Here is a 12,496-nt window from a genome sequence, read left to right on the forward strand (position 1 = left end):
GTGGTGAGGTCTCACGGCGTGAGACCGGTGGTGATGCGCTCGGTGTTGACACGCATCATGGTCAGGTAGTCGGGGGCGGCCTCATCGGGTCCGGTGAGCGATTCGGTGAAGAGCTCGATGACCTCGACCTGCACGTTCGCCTCGCTCGCCAGGGCCTGGACGAGGCGATCAGGTGAGGAGGATTCCGCGAAGATCGCCCGCACTCCGGTCTCTTCGATCGCGTCGACCAGGTCGGCCAGGTCGGATGCCGAGGGGGCCGCCAGAGTCGTCCCGCCCGGGATCACCGTGCCGACGACGTCGAAGTCGAACCGATCGGCGAGGTAGCCGAAGACGTGATGGTTGGTCACCAGGGCGCGGTGTGCCACCGGGAGGGAAGCGAACGCCTCGCTCATCTCGGCGTCCAACGCCTGCAGCTGGGCGCGATACGCCTGGACGGTCGTGGCCAGGGAATCCTGATCGATCCCGTCGACATCGGCGAGGACCGGCTCGACGGCGTCGACGACGTCGAGCATGCGAGCGGGATCCGTCCAGAAGTGGGAGTCCGGCATCCCGGCGGCATCCCCCTCGCTGTAGTCGAGGACGTCGATGGCATCCCCGGCCACGAACATCGGCACGTCATCGGAGGCAGCGGCATCGAGATGCTGCTGCAGTCCCTCCTCGAGCCCGAGACCGTTCGAGACCAACAGGTCGGCGTTGCGCAGCGTCGCAGCCTCCTGCGCCGAGATCTCGAACGAGTGAGGGTCGGCGTTCGGCTTCATGAGGGTCACGACCTGCGCCTGGTCACCGATCAGCTCTTCGACGACGTCGCCGAGGATGTTCGTCGAGACGACGATCGTCGGACGTGAGTCGACCGGTGTCGAACAGCCGGTGAGGCTCGCCAGGGTGAGCCCGCAGAGCGCGAGAGTAGCAAGGGTCGCGAGGGAACGCAGGGAGGGCATGTCATCGTCCTGTCTCGGCGACGAAGGCCGGTGCGGTGGCGGTCTCGAAGGTGCGGGCGATGCGGGCACCGTCGGCGTAGTCGATCTCGTAGAGACGGTGCTCCGTCGGGGCGCTCACATAGGCGCGGTGCTGATCCGCGATCAGAGACGGGGTCGTGCCCGCGGCCAGCGACTCGGCGACGAGAGGTTCGGTCTCGGCGAGCACGGTGCCGTTCTCGTCGCTCAACACCAGCACGCGTCCGTCCCGAGCGAGGGCCATCAGATGACCGGCTTCATCGTCCACCGCGGTGACGTGTACGAGCGGAACAGGGGAGGGGAGCAGGGTCCAGGACCGCTCGCGAGTATCGAGGAGCCAGATCCCTTCCGCTCCGGCGAGGCCGGCGACCGTGGGACGGCCCTCGCGGTTGTCGAACGATCGCGCGGCGGGCGCTGTCGTCCCCGCGGGGTAGGGGATGCGCTCCACCTGCAGCTCCTCGCCGTCGACATGCGCGAGCAGGGCGCCGTCTCGGCATCCGATGACGGCGCCGACGCGGGTCGTGATGGTCCCGGCCAGATCGGTGCACGGCTCCTCGAGACCGGTCGCCTCTCCGTCGGACGTGTACCCGGCGACGGTCGAGTCCGCCCCGGCCGAAGCCTCGGACACCAGAGCGAACGATCCGACGGGGACCACGAGTCCGGAGTGGGGCTCGCGCTCGAGTCGGAACAGCTCGCGGATCTCGCCCTTCGACAGTGCTTCGGTATCGAGCAGCACGGCATCTCCGGAATCGGCGAACGAGATACCGGTCCCGCCTGTCGTCGACAGGTTCGTCGTCGCGATCGTCGCCGGCCCCGCCCCCGTCACGGAACCGAGAAGAGCGGGGGCTGCCCGGTAGTAGTGGAAATGATCGACGTGATCCCAGGTCCACACGCCACTGTCGACGATCTCGATACCGTCGTCGGTCTGTGCGAAAAGGTAGCGTCCATCCGTCGTCACACCGGTGACGGCCGGGATCTCACCGATCTCGGTGGTGCTTTCGTCGAGGAGGTCCAGGTGGGAGACCGTGCCTTCCGGGCCGATCCAGGTGAGACCGAGCTGCGGCTCGGCCAGTTCCGCGGCGCCCGCGACGGCGCCGTGCCCGTTGTCGGCGGAGTCGTCGGACGGGACCGTGGTGGACGGCGTCGTGACGCAGGCCGTCAAGGAGACGGTGAGAGCGCCACTGAGGGCGAAGAGGGCGATGCGAGAGCGCACGGTGTCCTTCCTTTGTCGTGGTCGTTCGAGAGTTCGCGTCGTCGCGACGGCGGGCTCAGACGTGCGGCGTCCGGGCTCCGCGAGAGCTGAGGGCGCGCACAGCCCACGAGAGGCAGGCGAGCAGGATCGCGCATGCCGCGACCGAGGCTCCTGCCGCCGTCGCGGCGTACCAGGAGGCGAGGAGGCCGAGGATGACCGCGGTCACGCCGAAGACGGCCGCGAGCGCCATGCGTGTGGGGATGCGGGTGGTCCAGTGCCCGGCGGCAACCGCCGGCGCGAGCAGGAGGCCGACGACGAGCATCGAGCCGACCGCCTGGTAGGACGCGACGACGGCCAGGGTGACGAGTCCTACCAGCGCGGCCTGCGCGAGCTGCGGGCGCAGTCCGAGAACCGAGGCGATGCGCACGTCGAGCGAGAGGGCGACGAAGGAGCGGTGGAACAGGATGGCGACGATCAGCCCGACAGCGGCCGCGGCGGCGAGCAGGACGAGATCGACGGCGCTGATGGCGAGGATGTCGCCGAACAGGATGGCGGTCGCGTCGGTGGCGAAGCTGCCCGAGTGGGAGATGATGATGACGCCCAGCGCCAGCATCGAGACGAACAGCAGGCCGATGCTCGTGTCGTAGGAGAGGCGTGCGCGTCGTTGCAACGCTCCGATGCCGAGGCTCATGGCGATGGCGCTGAGCGCGCCGCCGATCAGGACCGGAAGCGAGAGCACGGTCGCCAGGGCGACGCCGGGAAGCATGCCGTGCGCCAGCGCTTCGCCCAGGAATGCCATCCCCCGGACGACCACCCACGTGCCGACGATCGCGCAGAGGATCGCGACCAGCGCGCCGCCGAGCATGCCCCGCTGCAGGAAGTCCAGGGCGAACGGGGCGAAGAGGTCAGATGGGTGGCGGGGCACGGTGTCGAGACTAGGGGTTTATGAGAATGATTATCAAACTCATAAACTGGGGACATGCTCGAGACCCGATTCCGCCCCGACATCGTCGCTTGTCTGACCGACGTCCACGTGTCCTTCGGCGGTCGACCGGCGCTCGTTGGCGTCGACGTCTCGATTCCGCGGGCGTCCCTCACGGTCATCACCGGTCCGAACGGTGCGGGGAAGTCGACGCTGCTCGAAGTGCTGGGCGGGACGAGAGTCGCTACCTCGGGGCGCCGGATCATCAGTGGAACCGTCGCTTTCGTGCCGCAACGGGCCGCCGTTCCGTCCGGGCTTCCGGTCTCGGTGAAGGACGTCGTCAGCGTGGGAGCGTGGGGAAGACTCGGTCTGTGGCGGCGCATGGATGCCGCGGCCCGAGAGGTCGTCGCGCGATCGATGGAGCGTCTCGACATCAGCGCGCTGGCGAGGCATCCGTTCGCGTTGCTCTCCGGCGGTCAGCAGCAGCGGACGCTCCTTGCCCAGGGGCTGGCGCGCGGAGCTGATCTGCTCCTGCTCGATGAACCGACGACGGGGCTCGACGTTGCCAGTGCGCTTCGCATCCGCGCTGTGTTGCGCGAGGAGGTGGAGCGCGGGGTCGCCGTCGTGTGCGTCTCGCACGACCCGTCCGTGATCGGCGACGCCGAGCGGAGGATCTCGCTTCAGGAGGGGCGGGTCTGCTCCGACGTCTGATCGGTCACCGTGTCGCTCGCTGCGGGGTGTCGGGTGGCGCTGTGAGGGGGAGCGATCCGCGGCGGGCGATGGAATCGTCGGTCACGGGTGTTCCTCGACGATTGCCGGCCAGGTCGGAAGAGGGTCGGTGAATCGTCGCCAGGCGTGTGGTCCCGCGATGAGCTCGTCGTCGTCGACGGCGGCGGCGTCGAGGGCCAGACGGATTCCCTCATGGTCGAGGTCGAGTCCGGTGAGGGCCAGATCCTGTGCGGTCGTCGCGTCCTCCTGTCCTGTCGACTGCGGATCGATCCAGATCGCGGAGCCGACGTGGTCCCACCGTGCGAGGATGCCGAGGCGGGTGGCGAGACGGCAGAAGCCGGCTGATCGGAGCACGATGCCCCAGCGGCCGGAGTCGATGTCATCCAGTGCCGCGGCCAGCCGTCCCGGATGGAGTGGCCGGGGTTGTTCGTAGCGCAGTGTCGTCACCCGCGGATCCGTCATGTGGGGATCGTGCTCGTCGTTGAGGGCATGCACCCATCCGGCCCGCTCGAGCAAGGGAGCGGTTCGCACCCGCCGTCTAACGAGGCTCGGAGATCCTCGACCGGGCCACGCGACAGTCGTGCGCGAGCGGTGGGGTTCAGGTGCGAGGTGATCGCCATGAGCAACGACAACTCGGCCGTGGGTACTGTTTCCCAGTTCACGAAAGCGACCAGGGTGGCGCCCTCCACGTGCGACACCGCGCGGCGTGCGCGCGACCCGAAGTCCCCGCGGTCGTCGCCTTCGTCCGCCACGTCGGAGACGGGGCGGCCGTCGCCGAGGTCGTGGGAGAAGTGGAGTGCGTCGACGACGCAGATCACTGCGGACCGCGGTGCGCTCGCCACGGCGAGGTGTGGCAGGTCGATCCCGTTGTCGACGTCGACCACGAGGGGAGAGGCGCTCGTGGCGAGGGAGGGGTGCTCCGGTGACAGGGTGATGGGCTGCGGTCCCGGTCGTGGCATCGGCTGCACGAGCGGGATCAGATGGCCTCCGATGCCCTGCGCCAGCTCTGCGGCATATGACCGCCTCTCCGGCGTGCACACTCCGACCACGACGAGGGGGTTCCTGCTCTCCACGACGACCTGCTCTTCCTCACATTGACGAGACTCTCGTCTCACCCTAACTTGTTAATGAGAAAGATTATCAATAAGGAGATCCCCATGAAGGTTCGTGCATCCCTCAAGTCCCTGAAGAATCAGCCGGGCGCCCAAGTGGTGCGCCGCCGGGGCAGAGTGTTCGTCATCAACAAGCTCAACCCGCGCTTCAAGGGGCGACAGGGCTGAGTGCGACGCGAAGGGGCCCGGCGGAATGATCCGCCGGGCCCCTTCGCCGTGCGCCTCGTCGACGTGATCGCGACGGTGCCGAACGGATGAGACGGGCGCCTCAGATCCGGGCGAGCTGTGCGAGGAACTCGTCGGCCATCGCCACCTGGCTCGCGAGCTTCGCGCGACGAGCGCCGGCCTCGTCGCGGAGCGCGCTGAGTCTTGCGCGCAGCTGCTCATCCTCGGGTGCGTCGACCAGGGCGTCGACGACGTCGAGGAGCGCCCGCATCTCGTCCAGCGAGTAGCCCAAGGGTTTCATCCGTCGCACGATCATGAGTCGTGCGACGTCCCTCGGCGTGTAGAGCCGGAACCCGCCCTCCGTGCGACCGGAGGGAATCACCAGTCCGACGTCCTCATAGTGGCGAAGCGTGCGGAACGACAGGGAAGTCTGTTCGGCCACTTCGCCGATGCGCATAGTCTGCACGTTCTCCACTGATCCGCCTTCGTCGATTCGTCAGCAAACCTCACGTTACGTTAGAGTCTGCGAGTGTGCCCCTTCGGCATCCCCATTCTTCCGCGTCGAGCTGTTCGGCGCCTGCGTGTCCGCGCGCGTATCGCCGCTCGTTCGCGAGCCCGACTCAGGAGAGCACATTGACTGCTGTCACTCCCGCCAGGGACAGCGCATCGCGCTATCGGATCGAACCCACCGTGCTGCAGGCGCTGCGCAGCCCCAGGCTGCTCACTCGCGAGGTCCTCGCTGGCCTCGTCGTCGCGTTGGCGCTGATCCCCGAGGCGATCGCCTTCTCGATCATCGCCGGCGTCGACCCCCGGGTGGGCCTGTTCTCCTCCTTCGTCATGGCCGTGGCCATCGCGTTCCTCGGTGGCCGTCCGGCGATGATCACCGCGGCGACGGGGGCCATCGCACTCGTGATCGCCCCGGTGGCCCGAGAGTACGGGATGGACTACTTCATCGCCACGGTGCTGCTGGGTGGGCTGCTCCAGATCGTGCTGGCCCTCCTCGGCGTCGCCAAGCTCATGCGCTTCATTCCTCGCTCGGTGATGGTGGGCTTCGTGAACGCGCTCGCGATCCTCATCTTCACCGCTCAGCTGCCCCAGCTGTTCGACGTGCCGTGGCTGGTGTACCCGCTGGTCGCCGTGGGGCTGGCGATCCTGTTCCTGATGCCGCGCATCACGAAGGTGGTCCCGGCTCCGCTGGTGACGATCGTGCTGCTGACAGCGGCCGTCGTGGTGTTCGGATGGAGCGTGCCGAACGTGGGTGACCAGGGTGAGCTTCCGCAGAGTCTGCCCGAACTCTTCATCCCGGAGGTGCCATTGACCCTGGAGACACTCGGGATCATCGGCCCGTTCGCTCTCGCCATGGCGGTCGTCGGCCTGCTCGAGTCGCTCATGACGGCCAAGCTGGTCGATGACATCACGGACACCCACTCCCGCAAGACGCGCGAGGCGTGGGGCCAGGGCGTGGCAAACGTGCTCTCCGGTGCCTTCGGCGGAATGGGCGGATGCGCGATGATCGGCCAGACGATGATCAACGTGAAGGCCTCGGGCGCGCGCACGCGCATCTCGACGTTCCTCGCCGGTGTCTTCCTCCTCGTCCTTGTTCTCGCGCTCGGCGACGTGGTGGCGATCATCCCGATGGCGGCGCTGGTGGCTGTGATGATCATCGTTTCCGTCGCGACCTTCGACTGGCACAGCATCCGCCCCTCGACGTTGCGTCGGATGCCGAAGAGCGAGACGGCCGTCATGCTCATCACTGTTATCGCGACGGTGTGGACGCACAACCTCGCTATCGGCGTCATCCTCGGAGTGCTCGCCGCGATGGTGATGTTCGCCCGACGGGTCGCACACTTCGTCACCGTTACGCGCACTGTGGTGGACGAGGAGGGGATCGCTGCCGCTCGCTACGAAGTCGTCGGGGAGCTGTTCTTCGCGTCGAGCAACGACCTGACGACCCAATTCGCGTACGCGGAAGATCCGGACCGGGTCGTCGTCGACATGACCCGGTCGCACATCTGGGACGCCTCGACCGTTGCTGCTCTCGATGCCGTCGTCACCAAGTACGAGCGCCTCGGCAAGTCCGTCACGATCCATGGCCTCAACGACACCGCGGCGGCGTTCCGTCAACGGCTCACGGGCAATCTTGGGACAGGGCACTAGCAGGCGGCAAGGTGACGAACAGGTGAACTCCTCCGTCGGAGATTGCAGGGGGTATCGATGAGTGTCAATATAGACACATGTCGATTCAACAGGTTGAGCTGGTCATCATCGGGTCCGGCCCTGCGGGGTACACCGCGGCCGTGTATGCGGCGCGCGCGGGTCTTTCCCCTGTGGTGCTCGCCGGGTCCGTGACCGCGGGCGGCGCGCTGATGACCACGACCGAGGTCGAGAACTTCCCCGGGTTCGTCGATGGCGTGCAGGGGCCCGAGCTGATGGAGTCGATGCGCGCGCAGGCGGAGCGCTTCGGGGCCCGCATCCGTCTCGATGACGCGGTCCTGGTCGACCTCGACGGCCCCCTCAAGACCGTGGAGACGGGCTCCGGCGAGACCTTCCTCGCTCGCGCCGTCATCCTGACGATGGGCTCCGCCTACCGCAAACTCAGCATCGCGGATGAGGAGAGACTCACCGGCCGCGGCGTCTCGTGGTGCGCCACCTGCGACGGCTTCTTCTTCCGCGAGCAGGAGATCGTCGTCGTCGGCGGCGGGGATTCTGCGATGGAGGAGGCGCTGTTCCTCACCCGCTTCGCCTCGAAGGTCACCGTCGTGCACCGTCGGGGTGAGTTCAGGGCCTCGAAGATCATGGCGCAGCGCGTGCTCGACCACCCCAAGATCGAGATCGCGTGGAACAGCGAGGTGGCAGGCCTCATCGGTGCGGAGAAGGTGGAGGCGGTGACACTGCGCGATACCGTGACCGGTGCCGAGCGGAAGCTGCCGGCCACGGGAGTCTTCGTCGCCATCGGGCACGATCCGCGCTCCGAGATCGTCGCCGGACTCGTCGACACGGATGCCGACGGCTACGTGCTCGTCGAGCACCCCTCCACTCGCACGAACGTGTCGGGAGTCTTCGCCGCCGGTGATCTGGTCGACCACACCTACCGCCAGGCGATCACCGCCGCAGGCACCGGATGTGCTGCAGCGCAGGACGCCCAGCACTACCTCGCGGCTCTCGACGAGGCAGAGCCCGTCATCGCCGAGAAGCGGGAGGCGCTCCTCGCATGAGCACCGCAACCGTACCCACCACCGCTCCTTCCGCGCGCCGCCTGTCGACCCTCGACCGGTGGCTGCCGCTCTGGATCGGCCTGGCCATGATCGGCGGCATCGTCATCGGCCGCTTCATCCCCGGCGTCTCCGACGTCCTGGCCCGCCTCGAGGTCGGTGGGATCTCGATCCCGATCGCCCTCGGCCTGCTGGTGATGATGTACCCGGTGCTCGCGAAGGTCCGCTACGACAAGGTCGCCGCCGTCACCGGCGACAAGAAGCTGCTGCTCTCGTCGCTGGCGCTCAACTGGCTCGTGGGCCCTGCGCTGATGTTCGCCCTCGCGTGGGCGTTCCTGCCCGACCTGCCCGAATACCGCACGGGCCTCATCATCGTGGGGCTCGCGCGCTGCATCGCCATGGTCGTCATCTGGAACGACCTCGCCTGCGGCGACCGCGAGGCCGCGGCCGTGCTCGTCGCCATCAACTCGGTCTTCCAGGTCGTCGCCTTTTCGCTGCTCGGCTGGTTCTATCTGACGGTTCTGCCCGGCTGGCTGGGTCTCGACTCACAAGGGTTGGACATCTCGATCGGACAGATCGCGCTCAATGTCCTGATCTTCCTCGGCATCCCCCTCGTCGCGGGATTCGCCTCCCGCTTCATCGGGGAGCGCACGAAGGGACGCGACTGGTACGAGGACAGCTTCCTCCCGACGATCGGTCCGTGGGCGCTCTACGGCCTGCTGTTCACCATCGTGCTGCTGTTCGCCCTGCAGGGTGAGCAGGTCACGAGCCGTCCGTGGGATGTCGCCCGGATCGCACTCCCGCTGCTGGCGTACTTCGCGATCATGTGGTTCGTCGGCCTGTTCACCGGCAAGGCGCTCGGCCTCGGATACGCACGATCGACGACTCTGGCGTTCACCGCTGCCGGCAACAACTTCGAGCTCGCGATCGCCGTCGCGATCGGCACGTTCGGTGCGACATCCGGCCAGGCCCTCGCCGGGGTCGTGGGCCCGCTGATCGAAGTCCCTGTTCTCGTCGGACTCGTCTACGTCTCGCTCTGGGCCGCCCGGCGCTGGTTCCACACCGACCCGTACACCGCTGAGAGGATCTCGTCATGAATGTCACCCCGACGACCGCAGACGACACCTGCAGTCCCGTCGCCACGCATGCGATCGGGCAGGAGGCTGCCTCCTCGGTTGCTGCGACGTTGAAGGCTCTGTCGGATCCGCTGCGGCTGCGGATGCTGTCGGCCATCGCGTCCGACCCGCGCGGAGAATCGTGCGTGTGCGACCTCGCCGAGCTCGCCGAGGTGTCGCAGCCGACCGTGTCCCACCACCTCAAGGTGCTCAAAGACGTCGATGTCCTCACCTCCGAGCGGCGAGGAACCTGGGTCTGGTACCGGATCACCCCGGGCCGGCGCCGCGCGGTCACGGCATTGCTGGACTCGTTCGCACCAGCCACGGTCGCGCCCTGGAGCGTCTCCGCCGACGACGAGGGGCGGCGCCCCGACTTCGACGCGCGCGTCACCCGTCTCGCCCAGGAGCTTGCCGCGGAGGTTCCGGAGCTGGATTCCGACGTCGTGCTCACGACCGTCCGCGAGTCGTACACGGCGCTCGCGCGCAGCGCCCGCGTCACCTCGGCTCTCGTGCCGCTCACGGAGCGCTTCGCGCGTCAGCGCCTCGCCGACCTCACCCGCGATCGCGATGCCGCGGTCCCGCAGGTGCTCTTCGTCTGCGTCGCCAACGCGGGGCGTTCGCAGCTCGCCGCCGCGCTCGTCAACAAGCTGGCGGCCGGCAAGGTCGTGGCTCGCTCGGCAGGATCGGCCCCCGCCGACGTCATCCACCCGCACGTCCGCTCGATCCTCGCGGAGATCGAAGGCGACCTGGCCGCCGAGCGCTTCCCGAAGCCTCTCACCGACGACGCCGTCCGTGCGGCAGACGTCGTCATCACCATGGGGTGCGGCGACGTCTGCCCGATCATCCCCGGCGTCCGCTACGACGACTGGGCCGTCGGTGATCCCGCCCTCGCTTCGCGGGAGGGCGTCGAAGCCATCCGCGACGACATCGCCGCACGCGTGCGCGCACTCGTCGACGACCTTCTTCCCTGACCACATCTCTCACCAGGAGTCTCCATGACCGACACGACCACCACGCCCTCCGTCCTCTTCGTCTGCGTGCACAACGCCGGACGCTCCCAGATGGCCGCCGGATTCCTTCGCGACATCGCGGGCGACCGCATCGAGGTCCGCTCGGCCGGCTCCATGCCCGCCGACCAGATCAACCCCACCGCTGTGGAAGCCATGGCGGAGCTCGGTATCGACATCACCGCCGAGCAGCCCAAGGTGCTCACGACCGAGGCCGTGCAGGCGTCTGACGTCGTCATCACGATGGGCTGCGGCGACGCGTGCCCGTTCTTCCCCGGCAAGCGCTACGAGGACTGGAAGCTCGACGACCCGGCCGGCCAGGGGATCGACGCCGTGCGGCCGATCCGCGACGACATCCGGGCGCGCATCGAGCAGCTGGTGAGCGAACTGCTCTGACCACAGGTGACGGCGCGGCGGCTCGTGATCTCACGCGCCGCCGCGCCGTCCCACGGCTCAGCGCTTCAGGTTCGTGAGCTCCTGCAGCACCTCGTCGCTGGTGGTGATGATGCGGGCGTTCGCCTGGAAGCCGCGCTGCGCGACGATCAGGTTGGTGAACTCCTGCGACAGGTCGACGTTGGACATCTCGAGCGCGCCGCTGATGATGCCGCCCAGGCCGTCGGTGCCCGCCTGCCCGAGCGTCGGCTCGCCGGAGTTGCCGCTCGGGCGGTACTGAGAGGAGCCGGCCTTCTCGAGTCCTCCCGGGTTGACGAACCCTGCCAGGGCGACGCGGGCGAGCACCTCGGTGTCGCCGTTGCTGAAGGTGCCGACGAGGCTGCCGTCGTTCATCAGCGCGTACGAGCTCAGCGTGCCGGCCGGCTTGCCGTTCTGCTCCTTGATCGCGACGTCGCTGACATCCGCGAACCCGGTGACGGCGGAGAGGTCGACCGTGACACCGCCGGAGACGATGGAGGAGGCCGCCGCCTGCTTGCCGTCGGTGAACGTGAGAGCGGTGTTCGTGCCGCCCGGCTCGGTGACGCTCCAGCCCGTGGCGGTGCGGGTGAAGGTGAGGCGCAGCGACGTGGCCGTACCCTCGGCGTCGTAGGTCTTGATGTCGCGCACCAGCTGCTCGCCGACCGCTGCCCCGGAGGGCAGGTTGCCGGTGACGCGGGCGGTGGTGGTCGCGGTGGCGGGGCTCAGCGCGCCGACAGGCAGCCGGATGTCGCCGATGCCCTGACCGGGGACGATCACTCCGTTCTGGGCCGTCCAGCCCTGCACGAGCGCGCCGTCTGCGGAGACCAGCTTGCCGCTGGCGTCGAACGAGAACCCGCCGTTGCGGGTGTACAGGGTCTCGCCGCCCGAGCGGACGACGAAGAAGCCGTCGCCCGCGATCATGAGGTTGGTCGGCACACCGGTGGGCTGCGGCGCCCCGGAGGCGAAGTTCGTGCTGATGCCGGCGACCTGCACGCCGAGACCGACCTGGGCGGGGTTCTGACCGCCGACGGCCTGCTGCGGCATCATCGAGTTGCGCACGAGCTGCGAGAGCGAATCCTGGAACTGCACGGCCGAGGCCTTGAAGCCGGTGGTGTTGACGTTGGCGATGTTGTTGCCGGTGACGTCGAGCATGGTCTGGTGCGAACGCAGACCCGAGATACCTGCGAACAGAGAGCGGAGCATGGTGATGCCTTTCTGGAAGGGACTGGTCAGGACTGCGAACGGGGGGCGAGGGAGACACCGGAAACGGCGTCGAGAGGGATGGATGCGTCGCCGATGGTGACGAGCGGGACAGCGCCGGCGTAGGAGACCGAGGTGACGATGCCCTTCTGCGTGACGCCCTTCTCATCGACGTACTGCGCTTCGTGGCCGATCAGCGCGGCGGCCGTCTGGCGCATGCTGAGCGCGAAGCTCTCGGTCGAGGTCGCCGTGAGCGCGGTGAGCTGCTCCATCGAGGCCAGCTGGGTGGTCTGCGAGATCATCTCGTTGGTGTTCATGGGCGAGCTGGGGTCCTGATTGGTCAGCTGCGTCACCAGGAGTTTCAGGAAGACCTCCGAGTCGAGCGTCTTCTTGCGCTCGGTCGGGGGCGTCGTGCTGCCCGTCTGCACTCCGGAGGGCGGGATGGTGCCGGAGATGGGGTCGACCGTGGTCATGGGTT

At 68.0% G+C, this 12,496-nt stretch carries 15 protein-coding genes; 7 read left to right on the plus strand and 8 right to left on the minus strand.

All coding sequences use genetic code 11. The annotated features are described in order from the left end of the window. Window positions 1-11: 11 nt before the first annotated feature. Genes aztC through aztB form a run of 3 tightly spaced genes read right to left on the minus strand, consistent with a single transcriptional unit; the run spans window position 12 to window position 3,070 of the window. On the minus strand, window positions 12-938 hold the full coding sequence (gene aztC / locus ACP699_RS15845; RefSeq protein WP_426172221.1) for a zinc ABC transporter substrate-binding protein AztC: 927 nt from the start codon (window positions 936-938) through the stop codon (window positions 12-14). 1 nt (window position 939) lies between these two features. Beyond that, complete coding sequence (locus tag ACP699_RS15850) at window positions 940-2,166, minus strand: ABC transporter (RefSeq protein ID WP_426172223.1); 1,227 nt, start codon at window positions 2,164-2,166, stop codon at window positions 940-942. Between the two features lie 55 nt (window positions 2,167-2,221). Next, window positions 2,222-3,070, minus strand: coding sequence for a zinc ABC transporter permease AztB (gene aztB / locus ACP699_RS15855; protein WP_426172225.1), 849 nt, complete (start codon window positions 3,068-3,070; stop codon window positions 2,222-2,224). 54 nt (window positions 3,071-3,124) lie between these two features. On the opposite strand from aztB, the gene aztA reads away from it, so the two are divergent. Then, entirely contained in the window at window positions 3,125-3,778 is a 654-nt protein-coding gene (aztA, locus tag ACP699_RS15860) for a zinc ABC transporter ATP-binding protein AztA (RefSeq protein ID WP_055870292.1), read from the plus strand. 81 nt (window positions 3,779-3,859) lie between these two features. Here the strand turns inward: aztA and ACP699_RS15865 are convergent, their stop codons facing one another. Beyond that, window positions 3,860-4,258: a GTP-binding protein gene (locus ACP699_RS15865; protein ID WP_426172227.1), complete on the minus strand. Its 399-nt coding sequence runs from the start codon at window positions 4,256-4,258 to the stop codon at window positions 3,860-3,862. Beyond that, window positions 4,255-4,869 carry a hypothetical protein gene (locus ACP699_RS15870; protein WP_426172229.1) on the minus strand — a complete coding sequence of 205 codons (615 nt, stop codon included), beginning with the start codon at window positions 4,867-4,869 and terminating at the stop codon, window positions 4,255-4,257. The genes ACP699_RS15865 and ACP699_RS15870 overlap by 4 nt, the downstream gene beginning before the upstream one ends. Window positions 4,870-4,953: 84 nt before the next feature. On the opposite strand from ACP699_RS15870, the gene ykgO reads away from it, so the two are divergent. Next, entirely contained in the window at window positions 4,954-5,076 is a 123-nt protein-coding gene (ykgO, locus tag ACP699_RS15875; protein ID WP_036311902.1) for a type B 50S ribosomal protein L36, read from the plus strand. A 100-nt stretch (window positions 5,077-5,176) separates the two neighbouring features. On the opposite strand, the gene ACP699_RS15880 is transcribed toward ykgO, so the two are convergent. Beyond that, entirely contained in the window at window positions 5,177-5,530 is a 354-nt protein-coding gene (locus ACP699_RS15880) for a MerR family transcriptional regulator (RefSeq protein ID WP_127483356.1), read from the minus strand. Window positions 5,531-5,706: 176 nt separating this feature from the next. Here ACP699_RS15880 and ACP699_RS15885 point away from each other — a divergent pair, with 176 nt between their 5' ends. The 5 genes from ACP699_RS15885 to ACP699_RS15905 all read left to right on the plus strand — a co-directional run bounded on the left by ACP699_RS15885 (window position 5,707) and on the right by ACP699_RS15905 (window position 10,803). Next, window positions 5,707-7,230, plus strand: a complete 1,524-nt coding sequence (locus ACP699_RS15885) for a SulP family inorganic anion transporter (RefSeq protein WP_426172232.1) — start codon at window positions 5,707-5,709, stop codon at window positions 7,228-7,230. 77 nt (window positions 7,231-7,307) lie between these two features. Beyond that, on the plus strand, window positions 7,308-8,288 hold the full coding sequence (gene trxB, locus ACP699_RS15890; protein ID WP_426172234.1) for a thioredoxin-disulfide reductase: 981 nt from the start codon (window positions 7,308-7,310) through the stop codon (window positions 8,286-8,288). Next, a complete protein-coding gene (gene arsB, locus ACP699_RS15895; RefSeq protein WP_426172236.1) occupies window positions 8,285-9,382 on the plus strand; it encodes an ACR3 family arsenite efflux transporter in 1,098 nt (365 codons plus the stop codon). The genes trxB and arsB overlap by 4 nt, the downstream gene beginning before the upstream one ends. Next, window positions 9,379-10,371, plus strand: coding sequence for a metalloregulator ArsR/SmtB family transcription factor (locus ACP699_RS15900; RefSeq protein ID WP_055877324.1), 993 nt, complete (start codon window positions 9,379-9,381; stop codon window positions 10,369-10,371). The genes arsB and ACP699_RS15900 overlap by 4 nt, the downstream gene beginning before the upstream one ends. 24 nt (window positions 10,372-10,395) lie before the next feature. Then, on the plus strand, window positions 10,396-10,803 hold the full coding sequence (locus tag ACP699_RS15905; RefSeq protein WP_017828242.1) for an arsenate reductase ArsC: 408 nt from the start codon (window positions 10,396-10,398) through the stop codon (window positions 10,801-10,803). Window positions 10,804-10,860: 57 nt separating this feature from the next. Here ACP699_RS15905 and ACP699_RS15910 read toward each other — a convergent pair whose 3' ends face one another. Both ACP699_RS15910 and ACP699_RS15915 read right to left on the minus strand, forming a co-directional pair. Next, window positions 10,861-12,021, minus strand: coding sequence for a flagellar hook protein FlgE (locus ACP699_RS15910; RefSeq protein ID WP_055870310.1), 1,161 nt, complete (start codon window positions 12,019-12,021; stop codon window positions 10,861-10,863). Window positions 12,022-12,047: 26 nt separating this feature from the next. Further along, complete coding sequence (locus tag ACP699_RS15915) at window positions 12,048-12,491, minus strand: flagellar hook assembly protein FlgD (protein ID WP_055870313.1); 444 nt, start codon at window positions 12,489-12,491, stop codon at window positions 12,048-12,050. Window positions 12,492-12,496 lie beyond the last annotated feature (5 nt).

This window comes from Microbacterium sp. DWRC1-3, from assembly GCF_049896645.1.
GTDB classification, from domain to species: Bacteria; Actinomycetota; Actinomycetes; order Actinomycetales; family Microbacteriaceae; genus Microbacterium; species Microbacterium maritypicum.